The following is a 23391-nucleotide window of genomic DNA, read 5'->3' as shown; positions in this document are numbered from 1 at the left end:
ACGCATCGTTCGGTGCGGTGGTGGTCACGGTGCCGGTGGTTTTACCGACTTCGATGGTGATTTGCTGACCATTGGCCAGGGTCACAGTCACCGGCGAGCCGGTCACAGGTGCGCCGACGGTAGCGGTGTAGGTGACAGTTCCACCTTCAGCTGCCGACTCGGTCGCAGTCAGTTTGACTGTGGTGGTGTCGATGGTGTCAGTCACTTCAGTGACGGCCGGAACAGTGCTTGGCACCAGGTTCTCGAAATTGCCGCCAGCGGTATTGGTGATAGTGACTTCAACCTTGCCGGCGTCTTTGTAGACGTCATCGGCAGGAGCCGGAACAGTCACGGTACCGGTGGTTTTACCGGCCTCGATGGTGATGACCGAGCCGTTGCTCAAGGTCACGGTCACCGGCGTGCCGGCGGGGTTGGTCAGTGTCGCGGTGTAGACGATCGAGCCGCCTTCAGCCACGGAGCCGGTCGCGCTCAGGGTCAGGTTGGTGGTGTCGACGGTGTCGGTGACAGTCGTCGAAACCGGGGTCTTGTCGGCCACGAGGTTTTCGTAGTTACCGCCGCTCACGTCAGTGATCGAGTTGGTCAGCGGCGCGTGGCCGTTGAGTACATCGTTCGGTGCGGTGGTGGTCACGCTGCCGGTGGTCTTGCCGACTTCGATGGTGATGGTCTGACCGTTGGCCAGGGTCACGGTGACCGGGGAGCCGGTCACCGGTGCGCCAACGGTGGCGGTGTAAGTGACGGTGCCGCCTTCAGCGACCGAAGTGTCAGCGGTCAGTTTCACGGTCGAAGTGTCGATGGTGTCGGTCACTTCGGTAACCGCCGGGACAGTGCTCGGAACGAGGTTCTCGAAATTGCCGCCGGATGCATCCTTGATGGTGACTTCAACCTTGCCGGCGTCTTTGTAGACGTCATCGGCAGGGGCGGGAACGGTCACGGTGCCGGTGGTTTTGCCGGCCTCGATGGTAATCACCGCGCCGTTCGACAGGGTCACGGTGACTGGCGAGCCGGCAGCATTGGTCAGGGTCGCGGTGTAAACGATCGAACCACCCTCGGCCACGGTGCCAGTAGCACTCAGTGTCAGGTTGGTGGTGTCGACGGTGTCGGTGATCGTGGTCGAAACAGGGGTTTTATCGGCCACGAGGTTTTCGTAGTTGCCGCCTGTCACGCCAGTGATCGAGTTGGTCAGCGGCGGATTGCCGGTCAGCGCGTCATTCGGCGCGGTGGTGGTCACGGTGCCGGTGGTTTTACCCACTTCGATGGTGATTTGCTGACCATTGGCCAGGGTCACAGTCACCGGCGAGCCAGTCACCGGTGCGCCCACGGTAGCGGTGTAAGTGACGGTGCCACCTTCAGCTGCCGATTCGGTCGCGGTGAGCTTCACTGTTGTGGTGTCGATGGTGTCGGTGACTTCGGTAACCGCCGGGACAGTGCTCGGCACCAGGTTCTCGAAGTTGCCGCCGGTGGTGCCGGTAATGCTGACTTCGACTTTGCCGGCGTCTTTGTAAACGTCATCGGCCGGCGCCGGAACGGTCACGGTTCCGGTGGTCTTGCCCGCTTCAATGGTGATGACGGAGCCGTTGCTCAACGTCACGGTCACCGGGGTGCCGGCAGGATTGGTCAGGGTTGCGGTGTATACGATCGAGCCACCTTCGGCCACGGAACCGGTCGCGGACAGCGACAGATTGGTGGTGTCGATGGAATCGGTAACGGTGGTGGTCGCCGGCGTGGTGTTCGGCACCAGATTCTCGAAGTTACCGCCGGTAGCACCGGTAATCGTGGTGCTGACGGTGCCGCCGTTGTTGTAGACGTCATTCGGTGCGGTCGGCACGTTGACGCTGCCGGTGGTCTGGCCGGCGCCGATGGTGATGGTCGAGCCGTTCGACAGGGTGACGGTCACCGGCGTCTGCGCCGGGTTGGTCAACGTCGCGGTGTAGGTGATCTGGCCACCTTCGACCACGGTGCCGGTAGCGGTCAGGGTCAGGCCGGTGGTGTCTTTCGAATCGACGATCGTGGTAACGGCCGGTGTCGGGTTCGGCACCAGGTTTTCGAAGTTGCCGCCCGTGGCACCGGTGATGGTGGTGGTGACGGTGCTGCCGTTGTTATAGACGTCATTCGGCGCGGTCGGCACGTTGACGGTGCCGGTGGTCTGGCCGGCGCCGATGGTGATGGTCGAGCCGTTCGACAACGTGACGGTGACCGGCGTCTGCGCCGGGTTGGTCAGCGTGGCGGTGTAGGTGATCTGGCCGCCTTCGGTCACGCTTGGCCCCGCCGTCAGGGTGACGGTGGTGGTGTCGATGGTGTCGGTGACCTGGGTCGTGGCCGGCGTGGTCGGCGGGGTCACGGTGATGCCGCTGCCGCCGGTAGTGCCGGTGACCGTCACGTCGATCTGGGTCGGGTCGTTATAGACAGTGTCGTTCGGTGCCAGTGGCACGTTGACGGTACCGGTGGTGGAACCGGCCGGAATCACGATCACAGCGCCGTTGGACAGGGTGATGGTCAGGTCGGTCAGCGGAGCCTGGGTCAGGGTCGCGGTGTAGACCAGAACACCGCCGGCTTCGGTGATGGTCGGCGTGGCGCTGAGGCTCAGGGTCGATTCGCGCAGGGCGTTGGCGGTGGTGTCGGTGGTCTGGCCACCGGTGGTGTCCTGGGCAACCTGGCCGGCGGCGTTGATGCCTGCAGTCGGGAAGCCAATGGTCGGGTCGACGCGGCCCGCAGTCGCATCGAGCATCACGAAGCTGTGGCCGCCACCGGCGGCACCGCCAGTCCCCGCGGCGCTCGGGCCGGCCGCTGTGGCTTCAAGGGCGGTTGTCGGGTCGACACCGGCGGCGATGGCTTGTTGCAGCTCTTCAACCGACGGCGCGGCTTGCGCGGTGGCTTCGGCCAGGTCAGTGCTGGAGTCCGGGGTCTCGGCGCTCCACTGAGTGTCACGGCCCAGATCGATCGTGCGGCCATCGGCCAGTTCCAGGGACACGGCGCCGGAAACGCCGGTGTCGACCTGATCGCCGGCAAACAGCCGGTCGCCTTCAACGAGTACGCGACGGACGCCCTCTGGGGACACCACGAAAACCTGACCAACAATGCTTTTGACGATGGCAACAACACTGCTCATTGAAGACTCTCCGGGTGTCACGTTCAGTTGACTTCCATAGACCTGATGGCGATCTGTGCCGATTCAGTCTGGACGTACTTTTAAAAAAAAATGAAACAAAGTTGACGCTGCTATTCGTCAATAAATTGGCTAGATTCTTTCGCTATTAACTTTATGCCAAACTATTGACCTTCTGGGAGCCATCCTAAACAATCGCCCCGGTAATGTCACATTGATATTTATGCGGCGACCTGCCCTTCAGCGTGTGATCCAGTTCCGGTTTTAAACTTTCCGACATACGGTCATTCCGGTTGCCATCTTCCGACGCAGCTCGACATTTTGCTGTGATTCAAGACAAGAAGTTCTGGGAAATCTTTACCATGCGTTCGCACCTGTTCAAGGCTCTACCCTTCGCTCTCGCCGCGTCTTTCGTACAAGCACAATCCTTACCAGAAGCCATGCAACAGGCGTTGGATGTCCATCCGGAAATCCAGGCAGGGGTCAACAGCCGACTGGCCGCGGATTATCAGTTAAAGGCTGCAAAAGGTGGATACCTGCCCAAAGTTGATCTGCTGGGCGGTTATGGCCGTGAAGGCACCGACAGTGTGACCACCCGCGCCAATGGTGGCGGCAATCACTGGGAAACCCTGAACCGCAGCGAGTCAAGTTTACGTCTCTCGCAAATGGTTTTTGACGGTTTTGCGACGTCCAGCGAAGTCGGGCGTCAACAAGCCACCGTCAATTCCCGCGCCTATTCATTGCTCGGCACTTCCGAGCGCACCGCGCTGACCGTGGCCCAGGTTTATCTGGACGTGCTCACCCGCCGCGAATTCGTGCGTCTGGCCGAAGAAAACCTCAAGAGCCACCAGCGCATCTACGACCAGATCCAGTTGCGCACCCAGCGCGGCGTCGGCAGCGGTGCCGACCTTGACCAGGCCGAAGCGCGGATGGCCCAGGCCCGCAACAACCTGATCACCGAGCAGACCAACCTCGCCGATTCGGAAACCAACTTCCTCAGCGCCGTCGGCCAGATGCCCGATCAGCTGGAGCGTCCGGCGCCGTTCATGGCGATGATGCCGGCCAACCTGAATGAAGCGCGCCAGCAGATGCTGGAAAACAGCCCGATCCTGCGCTCGGCCGAGTCCGATATCGCCGCTGCCGAAAAGCAGTACGAGACCGCCAAGTCGACCTTCTACCCGCGCTTCGACGCCGAGCTGGGCCGCACTGCCGACAACGATCTCGATGGCCAGAACGGTCACAACAATGAATGGCAGGCGATGCTGCGCATGCGCTTCAACCTGTATTCGGGCGGCAGCAACAAGGCGGATCTGGAGTCCAAGTCCTACCTGTCGAACCAGGCGCTGGACATCCGCAACAATGCCTTGCGTCAATTGAATGAAGAACTTGGCCTGGCCTGGAACGCCCTGAACAACGCCAATGCACAGGTGCCGATCGCTCAGCAATACGTTGATCACAGCACCGCGGTGCGCACCGCTTACCAGCGTCAGTTCAGCCTCGGCGAACGTACCCTGCTGGATTTGCTGGACAGCGAAAACGAGTTGTTCACCGCTTCGCGCCGTCTGGCTGAAATCAAAAACATTCAGTTATTTACTCAGTACCGAATCAAGGCGACCATGGGCGAATTGCTCAAGAGCCAGGGAGTGGTCGCACCTTTGGCATCCGTTGTGCAGAACGACGTGAAGCCCAAGGTCCAGCTGCCTGGGATGAATTGAGTTGTCCCTTTTCAACTGCTAAAGAGTGTCGAGCGTGGAATCAGAAGTCAGTCGAGTTCATCTCAGTCATGATCCACGCGCGTTGCACGACGATCCGTTACTGGATGGTCTGCTCGCTCTTTGCATGCTGCACCAGAAACCCGCCAGCGCGGCCATGCTGACCACCGGCCTGCCGCTACCCAAGCAACGCCTGAGTGTCGAGCTGCTGCCCCGTGCGGCGGCGCGCGCCGGGCTGCAGGGTCGGGTGCTGCAACGCAAGCTGGAAGAAATTCCGGCGATTGCCATGCCGACGCTGTTGCTGCTCAAGGATGGCCGCAGCGCCGTCCTGCTCGGCTGGCAGGGCGAGAACGAAGCACGGGTGCTGCTCAGCGAAAGCGACGGCGGTGAATCCCTGGTCGGCCGCGAACTGCTGGCCGACGACTACACCGGCAAAGTGTTCTTCGCCCAGCCCCAGCACAAATTCGACGTCAACCACGGCACGCTGATCCCGCGTGCGCGCTCGTGGTTTCGCGACACCCTCAAGCGTTCGCGCTGGCTGTACGCCGACGCCATCGCCGCCAGTTTCCTGATCAACATCATCGCCATGGCCGCGCCGCTGTTCGTGATGAACGTCTACGACCGCGTGGTGCCGAACCAGGCCGAAGCGACACTGTGGGTGCTCGCGCTGGGCATCACCGGCGCCTATCTGTTCGACCTGATCCTCAAGAGCCTGCGCAGCCTGTGCCTGGATCTGGCCGGCAAGAAAACCGACCTGATCATCTCCGCCACGCTCTTCGAACGCATCGTCGGCATGGCCATGAAATACCGCCCGGCGCGGGTCGGCAGCTTTGCCCAGAACATCCACGAGTTTCAGAGCCTGCGCGATTTCCTCGCCTCGCTGACCCTGACCAGCCTGATCGATTTGCCGTTCACCATTCTGATCTTCATCGTCATCGCCATTCTCGGCGGGCATCTGGTGTGGATTCCGGTGCTGGCCTTCCCGATTGCGCTGCTGATCGGCTACGCCTTGCAGAAGCCGCTGGTGGCAACCATGGAACGCACCATGGCGCTGGGCGCCGAGCGTCAGTCGAGCCTGATCGAAACCCTCGCCGGCCTCGACGCGGTGAAGGTCAACAACGCCGAAAGCGAGCGCCAGTACCAGTGGGAGCAGACCATCGGCACCCTCAGCCGCCTCGAGCTGCGGGTGAAAATGCTCTCCGGCCTGGCGATGAACATCACCCTGCTGATCCAGCAACTGGCCGGGGTGATCATGATCGTCTTCGGCGTGTACCAGATCATCGCCGGCAACCTGAGCATGGGCGGTCTGATCGCCTGCTACATGCTCAGTGGCCGCGCCCTCAGCCCGCTGGCGTCGCTGTCCGGTCTGCTGACCCGCTACCAGCAGGCACGGGTGACCATGACTTCGGTCGATCAGATGATGGAGCTGCCGCAGGAGCGTAACTTCGAAGAGCGCCCGCTGAGCCGCAAGGTCCTGCAAGGTGCGATCGAATGCCGCCAGCTCAGCTTCACCTACCCGGAGCAACAGAACCCGGCGTTGAAGAACATCAACCTGGTGATCCGTCCCGGCGAGAAGATCGGCATCATCGGCCGCAGCGGTTCCGGCAAAAGCTCACTGGCGAAACTGCTGGTCGGCCTGTACCAGCCGGACGACGGCGCGTTACTGGTGGACGGCGTGGACATCCGCCAGATCGACGTCAGCGAGCTGCGCTACAACATCGGCTACGTGCCGCAGGACATCCAGCTGCTGGCCGGCACCCTGCGCGACAACCTGATTTCCGGCGCCCGTTACGTCGAGGATGAGTTGGTCCTGCAAGCGGCCGAACTGGCCGGCGTCCACGAATTCGCCCGCCTGCACCCGCAGGGCTATGAACTGCAGGTCGGCGAGCGCGGGCAGAACCTGTCCGGCGGTCAGCGCCAGAACGTCGCGCTGGCCCGGGCGCTGTTGCTCAATCCGCCGATTCTCTTGCTCGACGAACCGACCAGCGCCATGGACAACACCGGCGAAGAGCGCCTCAAGCAACGCCTCGCGGCGGTGGTGGAAAACAAGACCGTGGTGCTGGTGACGCACCGGGCATCGCTGCTGTCGCTGGTTGATCGCCTGTTGGTGGTCGACCGTGGACAGATTCTCGCCGACGGCCCGAAAGCGGCCGTCATGGAAGCGTTGAAGAAGGGGCAGATCAGTGTTGCTTAAATCGGGTTTCAAGGATTCGATCCGCCGCTACTTCAAGGGCTCGGCATCGCTGCAGGGGCAGCCGCTGCCAGAGGTCAACAAGGCTTTGATCGAGGACGCGCCGCGTGTGGTGCGCCTGACGATCTGGGCGATCATCGGTTTCTTCGTGTTCCTGATGCTGTGGGCCAACTTTGCCGTCATCGACGAAGTGACCAAGGGCGACGGCAAGGCGATTCCCTCGTCGAAGATCCAGAAAATCCAGAACCTCGAGGGCGGGATCGTCTCCGAGCTGTTCGTCAAGGAAGGCCAGATCGTCGAGGCCGGCGCGCCACTGGTGCGACTTGATGACACGCGATTCGTGTCCAACGTCGGCGAAACCGAAGCGGATCGCTTGTCGATGCTGCTGCGGGTCGAGCGCCTGAGCGCCGAGGTCGATGACCGCCCGCTGAATTTCCCCGAGGACGTGCTCAAAGCCGTGCCGGGTCAGGCGAAGAGTGAAGAGTCGCTGTACATCAGCCGTCGTCAGCAATTGCACGACGAGGTCGGTGGTTTGCAGGAGCAGTTGATCCAGCGCCAGCAAGAGCTGCGCGAGTTCACCTCGAAGCAGGCGCAATATCGCCAGCAACTGGGTCTGCAACGTCAGGAAATCAACATGTCCGAGCCGCTGGTGGCCCAGGGCGCGGTGTCGCCGGTGGAAGTGCTGCGACTCAAGCGTGCCGAAGTGGAAACCCGTGGTCAGCTCGACGCCACCACGCTGGCGATCCCGCGCGCTGAATCGGCGATCAAGGAAGTGCAGCGCAAGATCGACGAGACCCGTGGCAAATTCCGCAGCGAAGCCCTGACCCAGCTCAACGAAGCGCGCACCGACCTGAACAAGGCACAGGCCACCGGCAAGGCGCTGGAAGACCGGGTCAGCCGTACGCTCGTTACTTCACCGGTGCGGGGTATCGTCAACAAGATGCTGGTCAACACCATCGGCGGCGTGATCCAGCCGGGCAGCGACCTGCTGGAAATCGTACCGCTGGACGACACCCTGCTGGTCGAAGCGAAGATCCGCCCGCAGGACATCGCGTTCCTGCATCCGGGCCAGGAAGCCACGGTGAAATTCACCGCGTATGACTACACCATCTACGGCGGTTTGAAGGCCAGGCTGGAGCAGATCGGAGCCGACACCATCACCGATGAAGACAAGAAAACCACCTACTACGTCATCAAGCTGCGCACCGAGCGCAGCCACCTCGGCACTGACGAGAAGCCGTTGCTGATCATCCCGGGGATGGTGGCGTCGGTGGACATCATCACCGGCAAGAAGACGGTGCTGAGCTATTTGCTCAAGCCGATCATCCGGGCGCGGGCCGAGGCGTTGCACGAACGCTAGATTTTCATTTGCCCTTCAGGCTTCATCGCTGGCTTGCCAGCGATGCGTCAGGTTGAACACCACATACCCGTCAGTAAGTGACACAAATGGTCACTCACCATTCGGTCCATTCCTAAGCGATCGCCATATGGTTATTCGTTAACGGTATTTAAATTCCGCTTGTTATAGCTATAAAGTCAGCCTCCTGCGTACCTGCCGACCAATCGGCGCGCCGCACGACACTGGGGCGTGCAGCGCTGATTTTCTGATCTGCTAGCATTGCGTGCGAATCAATCCTGATCGGTCATGAGTGCTCAGCATGCAACTCCCGGACATGAACCTGTTGGTCGCCCTCGACGCCTTGCTCGACGAAGGCAGCGTGGTCGGTGCCGCACGGCGGATGAACCTCAGCCCGGCGGCCATGAGCCGTACGCTGACGCGGATTCGCGAAGCCATTGGCGATCCGATTCTGGTGCGTGCCGGACGCGGTTTGGTGCCTACGCCCAAGGCTCTGGAGTTGCGCGAGCAGGTGCGCGATGTGGTCGAGCAGGCGGCGCTGCTGTTTCGCTCGGCGGATGCCGTTGAACTGGGCACGTTGCGCCGGCGCTTCAGCATACGCGCCAACGATTTTTTCGTCGGCGTGTACGGCGGCAAACTGTTCGACACCCTCGATCAATTGGCGCCGCACTGCGAATTGCGCTTCGTTCCCGAAGGTGACGGCGACGATGAAGCCTTGCGCGAAGGGCGGATCGACCTGAGCGTGAGCAACACCCGCCCGGTGACCCCGGAAGTCAAAATACAGAACCTGTTTTCCACCCACTTCGTCGGGCTGGTGCGCGAGGACCATCCGCTGCTGGATGGCGAGATCACCGCCGAGCGGTACGCCGGGTTTTCCCACATCAGCATGTCCCGCCGGGGCATTGCCCGGGGGCCTATCGACACCGCGTTGAATGCCCTGGGCCTGGAGCGGCGAGTCGCAGTGATCGCGCCGAGTTTCCACGCGGCAATGTTCGCGCTGCCGGATTCCGACCTGATCCTGCCGGTGCCCAAGGAAGCGCTGCTCAGCGTGCGACGGCTGGGTTTGAAGCTGCGCTCATTCGATCTGCCGATCCCGCTGCCGACGCTGATGCTGACCCAGGCCTGGCACCCGCGTTTCGACAAGGATCCGGCCCATCGCTGGCTGCGCGAAACCCTCAAGACCTGCTGCGATGAAACCTGGCTGGCGGCGCAGCCCTGAGAGTTGCGTCTGATGCACTTATAAACTGCCGAGAAGTCAATTTTCGTCAGCACTAAGCCCTACTACCATGCTCCGGTATTTTTCCCTCCGGAGTTTGCCTGCATGACATCCCTGACGGTTACGGCGCCGATTGCCGCTGCCGCTCCGATGGCCGCCGCGCCACTGGTGTTCGGGGCGCGGATCATCATTGGTCTGGTCGGCGTGCTGCTGGCGGTGCTGGTGTCGGGTCTCAACGAGATGGTGACCAAGGTCGCCCTGGCCGACATTCGCGGCGCCCTGAGCATCGGCTACGACGAAGGCACCTGGCTGGTCGCCGGCTACACCGCGATGTCGGTGGCGGCCATGGCGTTCGCGCCGTGGTGCTCGGTGACCTTTTCCCTGCGTCGCTTCACCCTGTGCGCCATTGGCGTGTTCACCCTGCTCGGGGTGCTTTGCCCGTTCGCCCCGAACTACGAAAGCCTGCTGCTGATGCGCATCCTGCAAGGCCTGGCTGGCGGCGCGTTGCCGCCAATGTTGATGACCGTTGCGCTGCGGTTTCTACCGGCCAACATCAAGCTTTACGGTCTGGCCGGTTATGCCCTGACCGCCACCTTCGGCCCAGGCCTTGGTACGCCGCTGGCCGGGTTGTGGACTGAATACGTCGGCTGGCAGTGGACTTTCTGGCAAATCATCGTGCCGTGCCTGATTGCCATGGCGATGGTTGCCTGGGGCATTCCACAGGATCCACTGCGCCTGGAGCGGCTCAAGTCGTTCAACTGGAAAGGCCTGCTGCTGGGCTTTCCGGCGATCTGCATGCTGGTGATCGGCCTGTTGCAGGGCAATCGTCTGGACTGGTTCGAGTCGAATCTGATCTGCGCTTTGCTCGGCGCCGGTTCGCTGTTGCTGGTGGCGTTTCTGATCAATGAATGGTCGCAGCCGATTCCGTTTTTCAAGTTGCAGATGCTCGGCATTCGCAACCTGTCGTTCGCGCTGATGACGCTGGCCGGCGTGCTGGTGGTGCTGTTGGCGGTGGTGCTGATTCCATCGAGTTATCTGGCGCAGGTGCAGGGTTACCGGCCGGTGCAGACCGCGCCGATCATGCTGCTGGCGGCGTTGCCGCAACTGATCGCGCTGCCGCTGGTGGCGGCGCTGTGCAACCTGCGTTGGGTCGATTGCCGCTGGGTGCTCGGCATCGGTTTGAGCATGTTGACGCTCTCCTGCCTGGGCGGCTCGCAGCTGACTTCGGTGTGGATTCGCGACGATTTTTACATCCTGCAATGGCTGCAGATTTTCGGCCAGCCGATGGCGGTGCTGCCATTGCTGATGCTGTCGACCGGCAGCATCCAGCCGCAGGACGGGCCGTTCGCTTCGGCGTGGTTCAACACCGTGAAAGGCCTGGCGGCGGTGGTCGCCACCGGCGTGATCGAGGCGCTGACCACTTCGCGCCTGCATTTTCACTCGACGATGCTGGTCGATCGCCTCGGCAATTCGCCGCTGGCCGCCAGCAATGACCCCGGCCTCGCTCATCGCCTGCATGAACAGGCGGTGGTGCTGACGTCTTCGGATCTTTACCTGTGCATGGCTGGCGTCGCGGTGGCGCTGATCCTGCTGATTTTCTGGCTGCCGACGCGGATCTTCCCGCCGCGCGCGCCGACCTGACTGAGATAGAAGGTTCTTATGACGACTCAAGCAAAGCAAAAACTCGCGGTGGCTGTGGCCGCTGCGCTGGCGGTCGGTGTGCTGGTGTATCTGGCGATGCCCGGTCTGTTCGGCAAGCGCACTCAACAGAACACCAATGATGCCTTTGTCTCCGCCGACTTCACTCTGGTGGTGCCGCGTGTGGCGGGGTTCATCAAAGAAGTGCTGGTGGAAGACAACCAACAGGTCAAGGCCGGCCAGTTGCTGGCGCTGATCGATGACCGCGACCTGCGCGCCGCTGCAGAAGCCGCCGATGCGCAAACCCTTGTCGCCCGTGCTCAACTGCAGAACGCCAAGGCCACGCTGGAGCGCCAGACCTCGGTGATCGCTCAGGCGCAGGCGTCGGTGGTGTCGGCCAAGGCTGAAATGGCTTTCGCCCAGCAGGAATTGAACCGCTACAACCACCTCGCCGGCGTCGGTGCCGGCACCGTGCAGAACGCGCAACAGGCGCGCACCCGGATCGATCAGGCTTCTGCGCGTCTGGACACGGCCACGGCGAAACTGGCGGCGGAACGGAAGCAGGTCGAGATTCTGACGGCGCAGCGCGATGCCGCCGAAGGCAGTTTGAAACACGCTCAGGCCGCGCTGGAAATCGCCAGTTTCGAGCTGTCATACACGCGCATCACCGCGCCTCAGGACGGCATGATCGGCGAGCGCGCGGTGCGGGTCGGCGCCTATGTGACGCCGGGCAGCAAGTTGCTGGCGGTGGTGCCGCTGAAGCAGGCCTATGTGGTCGCCAACTTCCAGGAAACTCAACTGACTGATGTGCAGCCGGGGCAGGACGTTGTCGTGCGGGTCGACAGCCTCGGCGGCGAAGCCCTCACCGGCCGCGTCGAGAGCATCGCTCCGGCCACCGGCGTGACCTTCGCGGCGGTCAAACCGGACAACGCCACCGGCAACTTCACCAAAGTCGTGCAGCGGATTCCGGTGAAAATCCTGCTGGAGCCTGGCCAGCCGCTGGCCGAACGCTTGCGGGTGGGAATGTCGGTGGAGGCGAGCATTGATACCAAAAGCCCGGCGACGTCGATGCGTGAGGTGACGCAGCGATGAAGCACCTTCAGTCCATGACCGTGGTCCTGAGTCTCTCGGCGTTGGCGGCCTGCACCGTCGGCCCGGATTTTCAGAAGCCCGAAGCCACGCGGATTGCCGAGTGGGCAAAACCGTCAAAAACCGCCGTCAGCAAGACTGTCAGCGAACCGTTGAACGAGCGCTGGTGGGAAGTCTTTCACGACGCGCAACTGTCGGCCCTGACCCAGCGCGCCTTGCGCAGCAACCTTGACCTGCAACTGGCCAGCAGCCGCCTGCAACAAAGCCGCGCGGCCCGTCAGGTGATCACCGCCGATCGTTATCCAACGACTGCCGCCACCGGCAGCTACGCTCGCAAACGCAACAGCGGCGAAGGCCTGAACGATCCGTCCGGGCACAATGGCGATTCTGCGTTCAACCTGTGGGATGCCGGATTCTCCGCCTCTTGGGAACTGGATTTCTGGGGCCGTGTGCGCCGGGAAACCGAAGCCGCCGATGCCAACCTCAAGGTCGCGGAAAACGACCGTCGCGGCGTGCTGCTGGCGGTACTCGCGGACACCGCGCAGAACTACATCCAGTTGCGCGGCGTGCAAAACACCCGCGCGGTCACCGAGCAGAATCTCGATGTGGCGCGGCACAGCCTGAAACTCTCGCAACTGCGCCTCAACGACGGCGTGGCCACCGATCTCGACGTCGCCGAAGCGGCCGCACAAGTGGCGGCCATCGAATCGCGGCTGCCGGCACTGGAGCAACGTCAGGCGCAACTGATCAACGCCATCAGTCTGTTGATGGGTGAACCGCCGCAGGCCCTGTCCAAAGTGTTATCCACAGATGCCCCAGTGCCGCAGTCGCCACTGACTGTCGCCATCGGCTTGCCGTCGCAACTGGCCGAGCGCCGCCCGGACATCCGCCAGGCCGAAGCCCGGTTGCACGCCGCCACCGCCAATATCGGCGTGGCCAAGGGCGATTTCTATCCGCGCATCACCCTGTCCGGCAATCTCGGTTCGCAGGCCATGCAACTCAGCGACTTCGGTTCCTGGGGCTCACGCGCCTTCGGCATCGGCCCGCAATTCAGCCTGCCGCTGTTCGACGGCGGCCGCTTGCGCGGCGTGCTGCAACTGCGTGAGGCCCAGCAGCAGGAAGCGGCGATCGGTTATCAACAGACCGTCCTGCGTGCCTGGCACGAAATCGACGACCAATTGACCGCCTACAACGCCAGCCAGCGCCGGCGTGACAGCCTCGCCGAAGCCGTGCGCCAGAACCAGATCGCCCTGCGCACCGCGCAACAGCAATACGTCGAAGGCGTGGTCGATTTCGTCAACGTCCTCACCGTGCAAGGCGCACTGCTCGCCACCCAGGAACAGTGGGTGGAAAGCTCCACCGGCGTTTCACTGGCGATGGTCGGCCTGTACCGGGCGTTGGGCGGGGGATGGGAGTCGGTGTATCCGGTGGGAGTTCTCGCTACCAGTAATCCGGTTTGATCGCTGGCTTCTTATGAGTGGGGACTCGGTGGGGAAATTGGTGCATCAGCAATTCTTCAGCGGTGATGACACGTCGTATCCAATGCGAGTGATCTTTCATCGAGCCAGGAGAGGGGCGATTGAGCCCGGCTCTATGGGGAAGTACGACACCCACTACTACTCCGGGAAAGTCTGAGCATATAGCTCGTAACGCGGGGGTCATGTCGGTGTCGCTGGAGACCAGCACTATCTGGTCGAGACGCTCATCGGGATCGAGCAGCGACTGACGACATGCTGTGCGATACATGCTGATTGCGATGTGAACGTCAGTTTCCTTTTCTTCGAGCTTCCAGATGTCGACTTTGTCCTGGCGTGAAGCGCCAGTGTTTCTATCGATAAACCTGGGAGCCTTGGCCGGCTCAAGGTGATGGCGGCCAAAGTGCACTGAGACATTGGTTGATCTCAAGGCCCTGATGTAGGTGTCCTGGGCTTCCTTGGAAACGCGGCCGCGAGTTGCCAGTTCAGGTTTGATGGGGGAGGTGAAATAGTCGATCGAGATGACGGAGCTTTTTGGATTTTCTATGTGGGCCACATGAATCAACAAGCCTCTGAGATTGAGCCACTTGTAGGGTGTACCTGCCAGAAGCCCATAGAACATGTTGTAGCCATCTACAAAGAAAGCAGTTCGCACAAATCGATCCTCAGAAACGAAAAAACCGGCCTAAGCCGGTTTCTTCACCCCAACTGCCAGCGAACTGAATCGCTACGTACGGGGTTGAGTAAGGCAATCCTAGATTGAGTGCGTCATGCAGGTCAACCGTCGTTTTATCATTCCCTCACCCAGCTGTTTTATCTTCAGCGCCGGCTCATCAGATTTGTTGTCTCGTCTCGTCAGGGGTCAAGGTTTTCCAAAGCTTCTGTATGAGCAATTGTTGCCCGCTCGGAGGCAAAGCCTGCTGTTTGTCATGATTTTTCTTTTGGAGTGGAGGTTATTTCCTAAGCATTTGTAGGAAGAAACAATCAGCCTACGCCTCTGCAACAACTCAACCGTAAAAACGAAAAATCGGCTATTTGTGAAACATTACATTTCCAAGGTGTGATGGCCTTTCGCTTGACGCTAATTGCCGCTGTCGTAGACTCCGAGCATCCGTCAGGGAGTAACGGTTATGCGGCGTTTTCGTGGTTGGGTTGTCGGGTTGTCCTTTGTTACGTGTGCAGTTCAGGCTCAAACGCCCGCGCCAGACGATCCGCTGCTGGATAACGGCGGGGCCGCGAATGCGTCGGCCAGCAGTGAAGCGCGCGGAGTGTTGCGAGCGAGGGATCAGGCGACCCTGGCCAGCGAGTTGTCGGGGCGGATTGTCGAGTTGCCGTTCAGCGAGGGCGAGTCGTTCAAGAAGGGCGATACCCTGGCGCGTTTCGACTGTTCGGCCTATCAGGCTCAGTTGAATGCTGCGCAGGCCGCCAGCCGTGGCGCCAGTGAAGAGTTGGCGCACAACCGGCAACTGGCGGCGCTCAATTCCGTCGGGCGTTTCGAAGTGGCCCGGGCCGAAGCCAAGGTCAGCGAAACTCAGGCGCAATCTCAGGTTTATCAAGTTCAGGTCAAACGCTGCAGCGTGGTCGCGCCCTTCGATGGGCAAGTGGTCGAGCGCAAGGTAAAGCGTTATGAAAGCGTGCCGGCCGGGGCGCCGCTGCTCGATGTGGTCGACAATCGCACCCTGGAAATCCATCTGCTGGTGCCGTCGCGCTGGATGGCCAGGCTCAAGCCCGGTCAGTCGTTCAGCTTCGTGCCCGACGAAACCGGTCAGCCGATCGACGCCACGGTCAAACGCCTCGGTGCGCGGATCGACGAAGGCAGTCAGACCCTGTTGCTGGTCGCAACACTCCCCGAAGCCAAAGGCTTGCTTGCCGGCATGAGCGGCACCGCACGCTTCCCGGAGCTTAAGTGAACGCCCCGGTGAGCGGCGCCGCCGAGCAGGTGTTCGCGCGGTTTCTCGATCTTGAACGGCAGACCCGCGCCGCCCATGACATTTCGCAACTGTCTTACAGCCTGGTCAATGACGGCCAGTCGCTGTTCGGTTTTCGCCATGCGGCGCTACTGATCGCCGGCAAGGTGCGGGCGGTGACCGGGGTCAGCGCAGTGGAGCCGAATGCGCCGTTCGTGGCGTTCGTCGAGCAGGCCGTGGCACAACTGTTCAAGCAGGATGTGCTGAAACAGGCGCGGGTGATCCCGCCGGAACTGGTCGGCGAATCGATTCAGGCCGACTGGCGCAGTCTGTCGGCCATGCAAGTGTTCTGGCTGCCGCTGATCGACCGTCAGGGTCAGGTGTTTGGCGGTTTGTGGCTGGCCCGTGATCTGCCGTGGAATCCTTCTGAACAAGTGCTGCTGTCGCAGCTGGGCGACACCTACAGTCATGCCTGGCTGGCGTTGCAACCGCGCAAGCCGTGGCGGCTGCGCTGGACCCGCAAACGCCAGGTGGCGCTGGTCGCCGTGTTGTTGCTCGGGCTGTTGATCCCGGTGCGCCAGTCGGTGCTGGCACCCGCCGAAGTGGTACCTCAGGGCGGGCGCGTTGTCGCCGCGCCGCTGGACGGGGTGATCGCCGAATTTCTGGTCAAACCCAACCAGAGCGTGAAAACCGGCGACCTGCTGCTGCGCTTTGAAAGCACGACGCTAAAGGCTCAGGCCGATGTCGCCGAGCGTGCGCTCGGGGTTGCCGAAGCGGAGCTCAAAGCCAATTCCCAGCGCTCGTTTGTTGATGCCGAATCCAGCTCCCGGGTCGATCTGCTGGCCGCCCGCGCCGAACAGAAACGCGCCGAACGCGACTACGCCCGCGAACTGCTCAACCGCAGCGAAGTGCGCGCCGAGCGCGATGGCATTGCGGTGTTCGCCGATGCCGAGCGCTGGACCGGCAAACCGGTGCAGACTGGCGAACGGCTGATGGAGATCGCCGACCCGAGCCAGGCCGAACTGCGTATCGAGCTGGCCGTGGGCGATGCGATCTCGCTGGAGCCGGGCGCCGAAGTCGCGCTGTTTCTCGACAGCGACCCGTTGCAGCGCCACCTCGCCACCCTCGAACGTTCGGCCTACGAGGCGCAGCCCACCGCCGGCGGCCAATTGGCCTATCGGCTGGACGCCGGTTTTGCCGACGCCCCGCCGCGTATCGGCCTGCGCGGCACCGCCAAAATATTCGGCGACCGCGCGCCGCTGGCCCTGTACCTGCTGCGGCGTCCGCTCGCCGGGCTGCGCCAGAGCGTGGGCCTGTAAATGACTCTGCCGAGCCTGCGTGCCGACCTGCAATTGTCGCCCGCGGCGCCGGCACTGGACGGTTCGCCGCGCTGGACCCTGGCCGACCCGGTGCGCGGGCGCTACTTCAAACTTGGTGCGGCGGCGATGCGCCTGTTGCGCCACTGGTCGCTGGGCGATCCCGAACAAGTGCTGCGCGCCGCCAACCGTGAACCTGGGCTGCCCCTCGACGCCAGCGAGCTGGCGCAACTGCTGGAGTTCCTGCGCGGACATGACCTGATCAGCGCACTCGACGAACAGCAGCGCGCCAGCTATCGGCTCAAGGCCCTCGTGCAACGCCAGAGCCTGTGGAAAATCCTGCTGCATCAATATCTGTTCTTCCGCATTCCACTGTGGCGCCCGGACGCTTTTCTCAACCGTGCCTGGCCGTGGCTGGAGCGCTTCGGTCCGAAGATGTTGCGCTACGGTCTGCCGGCGACGCTGGCGCTCGGGGTGTTTCTGGTGTCGCGGGACTGGCAGCGGTTCGTCGGCACTTTTCCGCACCTGTTCAGCCTCGGTGGCGCGATCGCGTTCGGCGTCGCGCTGTTTTTCGCCAAGCTGTGTCACGAGTTCGGTCATGCGTTCATGGCCAAGCGCGCCGGGTGTCGGGTGCAGAGCATGGGCGTGGCATTCATGGTCCTGCTGCCGATGTTCTACACCGATGTCAGCGATGCCTGGCGGGTCAATGACCGACGCGCGCGACTGCTGATCGGTGCCGGTGGCGTGCTGGCGGAATTGCTGCTGGCGAGCCTTGCGCTGCTGGTCTGGTCGTTCCTGCCGGACGGGCCCGGTCGCACGGCGGCGTTCATGCTCGCCAGCGCGACGTGGATCACCACGCTGGTGGTCAATCTCAACCCGTTCATGCGCTTCGATGGTTACTTTTTGCTCAGCGACTTGTGGGAAGTCGACAACCTCCAGGGCCGGGCCTTTGCCCTGTGTCGCTGGCGGCTGCGGGAATTACTGTTCGGCTATGGCGCACCGGCGCCGGAGCCTTGGTCGCCGACGATGCAGCGGCGTTTGCTGATCTGGGGGTATGGCTCGTGGTTATGGCGTGCGGCGTTGTTTTTCGGGATCGCGCTGGCGGTCTATCACCTGTTCTTCAAGGTGTTGGGGATCTTCCTGATGCTGGTGGAACTGGTGTGGTTCATCTTTCTGCCGATCATGAGTGAGTGGCGCCAGTGGTGGAGCCGCCGCGAACAGGCTCACGGCCCCCGCGTGCTGCTCAGCAGCCTGGTGGTACTCGGTTTGTTGCTGGTGCTGATCGTGCCGTGGCGCAGCTCGGTCGAGTTGCCGACGATGCTCGAGGGCGGTCGCGCCAGTGCCTTGCACGCGCCGACAGCGGCGCGGGTCAAAGCCGTGAAGGTCGCGGATGGTCAGACCGTTGCTCAGGGCGATGTGCTGATCGAACTGGAATCGCCGGACCTCGATTCGCGGCAGGCCATCGTCCGCCGGGAAATCCGCATCCAGCAATTGCTGATGCGTCGGCAGGCCGGCCGCAGTGAAACCGCTGCCGATGCCGGCATCGTCGAGCAGCGTCTCGCCGAAGCGGTGGCGGAGTATCGCGGCCTGACCGCCCAACGCGAACGTCTGCTGTTGCGTGCGCCCCATGCCGGCACCGTGCGTGACCTGCTGCCGAATCTGACGCCGGGCCGCTGGCTGTCGAGCAAGGATGCGCTGGCGCGGGTGGTCGAGGACGGCACGCGACTGCGCGGTTATCTGGCCGAGGCCGAACTTTGGCGGGTCAAGCCCGGGGCCACCGGGCGGTTTATCGCCGACGACCCGATGCATGCCGCCATCGCGGTGCAACTCAATGAAATCGACACTAACGGTGTGGCTTATGTCGATCAGGAGGCGCTGACCTCCGATCACCACGGACCGATTGCCGTGCGCCGCGATCAGCAGCAACGGGCGGAACCGGTGCAGGCGCAATACGGCGTGCGTTTGACTACGCTGGATCAGGCACCGACCCCGGTGCAGCCGCTGCGCGGCGTGGTGGTGTTGCAGGGCAGCGGCGAATCGGTGCTCGGTGTGGCCTGGCGCCGAATGGCGGCGTTGGGGGTCAGGGAAAGCGGTTTCTAGGGAGCATGAAGATGACGGACAACCTGGCGGCGGACGGATTGGTGGTGCGGCCTTCGCGGGCGACTGACGGGCCGTTTCTGCAAAGCCTGTATCAGTCGGCGCGGCCGGATCTGCAATGGATCGACGGCGAGCAGGAACAGGTACAGCAAATCGTTGCCCAGCAGTTTCAGGTGCAGGAGCAGGGCATGGGTGAAAACCATCCCGACGCCATGCACTACATCGTGGAAAAACTCGGCACCGCCATCGGTGCACTCAGCACCGATTTCGGCGTCAATGAAATTCGCGTGTTGTACCTCGCCTTCATTCCCCAGGCCCGGGGCAAGGGTTACGGACGAACCGTGCTGCAAGGCGTGCAAAAAGCCGCGCAGCAAGTGCGCTGCCCGGTGGCGACGGTGGTCTGGGCCAACAACCTCCATGCGCGCCAGCATTACCTGGCGCTGGGGTTTGCCGTGGAAGAGCGCAATCCGGCGGCGGAGCGGTTGGTGTGGTACCCGCAGTGAGTCGGGGTTTCAGTTGAAGGAAATGCAGAAATAACCCAACTGCGGATCCCGCCCCATCGCCGGCACCCGCGACACGAAAATATCCTCCACCCGGCCGAGCTCCGGCAGTTCCAGCGCGCATAAACCGTCGACGAATTCGGTCGGCACCAGGCTGTTGAATTCGAGGCAGAAGGGCATCCGTTCGCTGTAGCGGGTTTTTGCCGCCGGAACCTCATCAAGGTGCTCGATCTGAATCGGCAATGCCGTGCCATCGGGCAGGTGCAGCGTGCGTTGCTGTCCAAGCAACGGCTGGACGTGTTGAATCTGAACCGTTTGCAGCATGGTCTGACTCCAGTGAAAAAAAGAACGGCCGGGGGCTGTGAAGCCCCCGGCGTTTGCTCAGTTGCGCGACGGGAACAGGCCGTTGAGGGCAACGCTGAAGTTGAGGACCAGGGCCGGGTTCAGGATCGGCAGTGGCTGACTGCCGCCGGTGGAGGAAATGTCACCGGTGACGGTGGTGGTCACACCCTTGAGTGGCACCGGCGTGGCGCCTTGGGCGTCAGAGTAAATGTTCGCCGAGCCCGGACCGCCGCCGGACGCGCCGAGGTACGAGTTGGTGGCGGTCGGCACGGTCGCCGGATTGCTGGCAGGTACGGCCAGCGACAAGGCCGTGTTGGCGGTGAGGCCGGTCATGGCATGAGTGTGGTTGGGCATGTTGGCGATGGTGGCAGTGACGTTTTCGGTGCCGTACACCTGACCGATGACGCGCGGTGTCAGACCCAGGCCATTGCCTTGTGCGACAGGCACGCGACCTTGCAGGTTGGGCAGTTGAAAGTTGGTCGTGCCATTGCCGCCGTAGTAAGTGCCCAGCAAGGCGAACAGCGCCTGGTATTGCGAGATGCTCAGGATTTGCCCGTTGCACAAGGCCCAGCCACTGGGGGCAAAGTTGAAGGCGAACGGTTGAATCGTACCCATAAAGACTTCCATGGTTCCTCATCCTTCTGTTGTGTGGTCGGCGCGCCGCGCGTTCGCCCTTGTTGTCGGGCCGGTAGAAACGTTTTGCTGACTCCTTCCTTTTGCGCGGGCAGGTCACGCCAAGCCCTAGCGTAGACCCGGATCGACGGACTTGCCGGACGTCGTCGTATCCGCGCATCGACTTCGGCGCTGGCCTAAAGTGTTCGCAGTTGATGACGCAATTGTGTTCGCAAAAACGCTGAGGGGAGGTTGATGGAGTTCCTTCGCGAGACGCCGCTGGGGGATACCCAGGATCCGTTCGCCGCACCGAATGCCGGTGTCCGGCGTCTGTTGCGCTGGGCACGCCAGCACTGGTTGATACCGATCCTGCTGCTGGCAACCGTGGTGCGTTTTTATGACCTGACGGCTGCCGCGATCTGGGGCGATGAAGGTTCGAGCCTGCTGCTGGCGCGCTATTCGCTGGACGGGATCTGGACGCACGCCGCGTTCGACGTGCATCCGCCGCTGTACTTCATGCTGTTGCACGGCTGGATCGGGATGTTCGGCGACGGCATCCTGGCCATTCGCAGTTTCAGTGCACTGGCCGGCATCGCCACGGTCGGGCTCGGTGTGAGCCTGGTCGACCGGCTGGCTACCCGCCGCGCCGCGATCATCGCCGGGGTATTGCTGGCGCTGCTGCCGACGGCGGTGCGCTACAGCCAGGAAGTGCGCATGTACGCGTTGCTTGGCTTGCTGCTGGTCGGCGCGACGCTGGTGCTGGTCAAATGGATCCGGCGCCCGCAGCGTCACCGCTATCTGCTGATCTACGCGCTGTTGATGACCGCTGCGCTGTATACCCATTATTTCGCCGTGCTCGCGGCGCTGAGCCATTGGCTGTATCTGGGGCTGATCCGGCTGTTGCCGGGTTTTCGCCTGAAGCATCTCCAGCGCAAGGACTGGTGGCTGGCCAATCTGGCCATCGTCGTGCTCTACCTGCCGTGGCTGCCGAACCTGCTTGAACTGCTGCAACACATGGACGCCCTCAAGGCTGGCGGCGATGTGGGCTGGGAAGACCCGGTGGCCCTGTCTTCGCTGCCGTCGATGATCTGGCTCTGGCTGATCCAGGATGAGGGCGAGCAGCTTCCGTTGTTGCTGTTCGGCGGTGTGCCGCTGGCCTTGCTGGTGCTGGCGGCTGTCGCCGTCGCCCGGGATCGCAGCGTGAGCCATGGCAGCGTCCTGCTGGCGCTCTACACCGGCGTGCCGTTGTTGCTGGTGTTCGCCGTGTCTTTCGTCACGCCGGTGTTCGTCGAGCGTTATCTGACCGCCTACGCGCTGGGGCTGCCGATGCTGGCAGCGCTGGCCATCGACCGCCTCTACACCAGCGTGCGCGTGCTGGCGGTCGCGGTGCTGCTGTCGCTGGTCGGGGTCGAGATGATCGGGGTGAACGCCAACGCCACGGTCGACCGCAACGACCAGTTCGACGTCATGGTCGATTACGTCAATCGCCACTTCGCCAGCGGCGACCGGATCGTCATCAGCGACATGCTCTGGTACCTCAGTTACGTCTATTACAACCGCACTGACGCTCAAGTCCGGCTGTTTACGCCGCCCACCGCCGAGGGCCGCTCCACGCGTCCGAACCACTACGGTTTCGGCACGCTGGTATCCGATGGCGTTTACCTGGATCGACTGAGCGAATTGCCACAGGGCAGTGCCCGGGTCTGGTTGATCGGTGACCTGGATGCGGAGATGCCGGATCCATTCCTGCCCTTGCCTGCGACCTGGCAGTTGCGGGATCAGGTCCAGGCGGGTGGCGCGAAAGCGCGACTTTTTTCGTTACCTCTGCCCAATGGACCGGAAGAAAACTGACTTAAACGCTTCACCATTTTATTCGCGATAAAAAATGAATTTTTAAGTCTGTTTTGCTCTGTTTTGATATCAAAACACTAGTAGTCGAAAGGGTATTGTTGGATTACGCTCGTCAGACAAAAGGACTTACAAATAAGGTGAAGGGATTGCAGCAGTTCCACTTTATCTCCGGCTTGCCGCGCTCAGGTTCGACCCTCCTTTCTGCGATCCTTCTGCAGAATCCGCGCTTCCATGCCGGCATGACCAGCCCGGTCGGCGCACTGTTTTCCGGCGTCCTTGAACAATGCAGCGCCGGCAGCGAATTCGGCGCGGTGATCGACACCGACATGCGCCGCCGCCTGTTGCGCGGCCTGTTCGATTCCTATTACGCCGACAAGGCCGACAAACCGGTGGTCTTCGACACCAACCGCCAGTGGAGCTCGCGCCTGCCGGCGATCAATGATCTGTTTCCCAAAGCCAAGGTCATCGCCTGTGTGCGCAACGTCGCCTGGGTGATGGACAGCCTGGAGCGGCTGTATCGCGCCAATCCTTTCGAAAACACCAAGCTGTTCGGCGATGCGGTCGAGCGCAACACCGTCTACAGCCGCTGCGAAACCCTGGCTCAGCGCAACCGTCTGGTGGGTTTTGCCTGGGCTGCGCTCAAGGAAGCCTATTACGGCGAGCACGCCGATTCGCTGCTGATCGTCGATTACGACCTGCTGACCCAGGCCCCGGAGCGCGTACTGCGGTTGGTCTACGATTTCATCGGCGAACCCTGGTTCGAGCACGATTTCGAGCATCTGGCCTATGACGCGCCGGAGTTCGACCAGGCCCTGGGCGTGGCCGGCCTGCACAAGGTCAAACCCAAGGTTGCCTTGCAGTCGCGGCGCACGATTCTGCCGCCGGACCTGTTCAAGCAATACGCCGATCTGTCCTTCTGGCTCGATGGCTCGGCCAGCGCTGCCAATGTGATTCGTATGAAGTCCGACGCCGCGATCAGTTGATC

Annotated in this window: 17 protein-coding genes; 13 read left to right on the top strand and 4 right to left on the bottom strand. The window is 62.3% G+C overall.

The features are described 5' to 3' along the window. A partial coding sequence (locus AC1MDC_RS09005; protein WP_480392868.1) for a retention module-containing protein occupies positions 1–3106 on the bottom strand: 3106 nt, incomplete at its 3' end. A 359-nt stretch (positions 3107–3465) separates the two neighbouring features. Here AC1MDC_RS09005 and AC1MDC_RS09000 point away from each other — a divergent pair. From AC1MDC_RS09000 to AC1MDC_RS08970, 7 genes are all read left to right on the top strand, one after another. Then, positions 3466–4818 (top strand): TolC family outer membrane protein, encoded by a 1353-nt coding sequence (locus AC1MDC_RS09000; protein WP_085698122.1) that lies wholly within the window; start codon positions 3466–3468, stop codon positions 4816–4818. Positions 4819–4852: 34 nt separating this feature from the next. Beyond that, positions 4853–7009, top strand: coding sequence for a type I secretion system permease/ATPase (locus AC1MDC_RS08995; protein ID WP_480392867.1), 2157 nt, complete (start codon positions 4853–4855; stop codon positions 7007–7009). After that, positions 6999–8366 carry an HlyD family type I secretion periplasmic adaptor subunit gene (locus AC1MDC_RS08990; protein WP_085697924.1) on the top strand — a complete coding sequence of 456 codons (1368 nt, stop codon included), beginning with the start codon at positions 6999–7001 and terminating at the stop codon, positions 8364–8366. The genes AC1MDC_RS08995 and AC1MDC_RS08990 overlap by 11 nt, the downstream gene beginning before the upstream one ends. 298 nt (positions 8367–8664) lie before the next feature. Then, positions 8665–9582 (top strand): LysR family transcriptional regulator, encoded by a 918-nt coding sequence (locus tag AC1MDC_RS08985; protein ID WP_085712612.1) that lies wholly within the window; start codon positions 8665–8667, stop codon positions 9580–9582. Between the two features lie 102 nt (positions 9583–9684). Then, complete coding sequence (locus AC1MDC_RS08980; RefSeq protein ID WP_480392866.1) at positions 9685–11220, top strand: MFS transporter; 1536 nt, start codon at positions 9685–9687, stop codon at positions 11218–11220. An 18-nt stretch (positions 11221–11238) separates the two neighbouring features. Beyond that, a complete protein-coding gene (locus tag AC1MDC_RS08975) occupies positions 11239–12309 on the top strand; it encodes an HlyD family secretion protein (RefSeq protein WP_227234060.1) in 1071 nt (356 codons plus the stop codon). Beyond that, complete coding sequence (locus AC1MDC_RS08970; RefSeq protein WP_480392865.1) at positions 12306–13766, top strand: efflux transporter outer membrane subunit; 1461 nt, start codon at positions 12306–12308, stop codon at positions 13764–13766. The genes AC1MDC_RS08975 and AC1MDC_RS08970 overlap by 4 nt, the downstream gene beginning before the upstream one ends. Here the strand turns inward: AC1MDC_RS08970 and AC1MDC_RS08965 are convergent. Further along, positions 13747–14436 (bottom strand): NYN domain-containing protein, encoded by a 690-nt coding sequence (locus AC1MDC_RS08965; RefSeq protein ID WP_480392864.1) that lies wholly within the window; start codon positions 14434–14436, stop codon positions 13747–13749. The genes AC1MDC_RS08970 and AC1MDC_RS08965 overlap by 20 nt on opposite strands. A gap of 475 nt (positions 14437–14911) precedes the next feature. On the opposite strand from AC1MDC_RS08965, the gene AC1MDC_RS08960 reads away from it, so the two are divergent. The 4 genes from AC1MDC_RS08960 to AC1MDC_RS08945 are packed head-to-tail and all read left to right on the top strand — an operon-like array spanning position 14912 to position 19604. Then, a complete protein-coding gene (locus AC1MDC_RS08960) occupies positions 14912–15691 on the top strand; it encodes an efflux RND transporter periplasmic adaptor subunit (RefSeq protein ID WP_085702808.1) in 780 nt (259 codons plus the stop codon). Then, a complete protein-coding gene (locus AC1MDC_RS08955; protein WP_480392863.1) occupies positions 15688–17007 on the top strand; it encodes an efflux RND transporter periplasmic adaptor subunit in 1320 nt (439 codons plus the stop codon). The genes AC1MDC_RS08960 and AC1MDC_RS08955 overlap by 4 nt, the downstream gene beginning before the upstream one ends. After that, positions 17008–19104 (top strand): site-2 protease family protein, encoded by a 2097-nt coding sequence (locus AC1MDC_RS08950; RefSeq protein WP_480392862.1) that lies wholly within the window; start codon positions 17008–17010, stop codon positions 19102–19104. 11 nt (positions 19105–19115) lie between these two features. Then, positions 19116–19604 carry a GNAT family N-acetyltransferase gene (locus tag AC1MDC_RS08945; protein ID WP_480392861.1) on the top strand — a complete coding sequence of 163 codons (489 nt, stop codon included), beginning with the start codon at positions 19116–19118 and terminating at the stop codon, positions 19602–19604. Between the two features lie 9 nt (positions 19605–19613). On the opposite strand, the gene AC1MDC_RS08940 is transcribed toward AC1MDC_RS08945, so the two are convergent. Next, positions 19614–19925: a DUF6916 family protein gene (locus tag AC1MDC_RS08940; RefSeq protein WP_085697933.1), complete on the bottom strand. Its 312-nt coding sequence runs from the start codon at positions 19923–19925 to the stop codon at positions 19614–19616. A gap of 57 nt (positions 19926–19982) precedes the next feature. After that, positions 19983–20570 carry a phage tail protein gene (locus tag AC1MDC_RS08935; protein WP_085702804.1) on the bottom strand — a complete coding sequence of 196 codons (588 nt, stop codon included), beginning with the start codon at positions 20568–20570 and terminating at the stop codon, positions 19983–19985. 240 nt (positions 20571–20810) lie between these two features. Here AC1MDC_RS08935 and AC1MDC_RS08930 point away from each other — a divergent pair, with 240 nt between their 5' ends. Then, complete coding sequence (locus tag AC1MDC_RS08930) at positions 20811–22406, top strand: glycosyltransferase family 39 protein (protein ID WP_480392860.1); 1596 nt, start codon at positions 20811–20813, stop codon at positions 22404–22406. A 137-nt stretch (positions 22407–22543) separates the two neighbouring features. Continuing rightward, the gene (locus AC1MDC_RS08925) at positions 22544–23389 is read left to right on the top strand and encodes a sulfotransferase family protein (RefSeq protein ID WP_085702802.1); all 846 of its coding nucleotides are present in this window, start codon (positions 22544–22546) and stop codon (positions 23387–23389) included. The last annotated feature ends 2 nt before the right edge of the window (positions 23390–23391 follow it).

It is taken from the genome of Pseudomonas sp. 1, from assembly GCF_056626735.1.
The sequence above is the reverse complement of the archived record's forward strand: the minus strand, read 5'-3'. Positions and strand labels throughout refer to the sequence as shown.

Excerpts from the sequence above, each read along its gene's own strand:
- AC1MDC_RS09000 (WP_085698122.1), top strand. The coding sequence starts at position 3,466 with ATGCGTTCGCACCTGTTCAAGGCTCTACCCTTCGCTCTCGCCGCGTCT.
- AC1MDC_RS08985 (WP_085712612.1), top strand. The coding sequence starts at position 8,665 with ATGCAACTCCCGGACATGAACCTGTTGGTCGCCCTCGACGCCTTGCTC.
- AC1MDC_RS08980 (WP_480392866.1), top strand. The coding sequence starts at position 9,685 with ATGACATCCCTGACGGTTACGGCGCCGATTGCCGCTGCCGCTCCGATG.
- AC1MDC_RS08975 (WP_227234060.1), top strand. The coding sequence starts at position 11,239 with ATGACGACTCAAGCAAAGCAAAAACTCGCGGTGGCTGTGGCCGCTGCG.
- AC1MDC_RS08970 (WP_480392865.1), top strand. The coding sequence starts at position 12,306 with ATGAAGCACCTTCAGTCCATGACCGTGGTCCTGAGTCTCTCGGCGTTG.
- AC1MDC_RS08960 (WP_085702808.1), top strand. The coding sequence starts at position 14,912 with ATGCGGCGTTTTCGTGGTTGGGTTGTCGGGTTGTCCTTTGTTACGTGT.
- AC1MDC_RS08950 (WP_480392862.1), top strand. The coding sequence starts at position 17,008 with ATGACTCTGCCGAGCCTGCGTGCCGACCTGCAATTGTCGCCCGCGGCG.
- AC1MDC_RS08945 (WP_480392861.1), top strand. The coding sequence starts at position 19,116 with ATGACGGACAACCTGGCGGCGGACGGATTGGTGGTGCGGCCTTCGCGG.
- AC1MDC_RS08940 (WP_085697933.1), bottom strand. The coding sequence starts at position 19,925 with ATGCTGCAAACGGTTCAGATTCAACACGTCCAGCCGTTGCTTGGACAG.
- AC1MDC_RS08935 (WP_085702804.1), bottom strand. The coding sequence starts at position 20,570 with ATGGAAGTCTTTATGGGTACGATTCAACCGTTCGCCTTCAACTTTGCC.
- AC1MDC_RS08930 (WP_480392860.1), top strand. The coding sequence starts at position 20,811 with ATGGAGTTCCTTCGCGAGACGCCGCTGGGGGATACCCAGGATCCGTTC.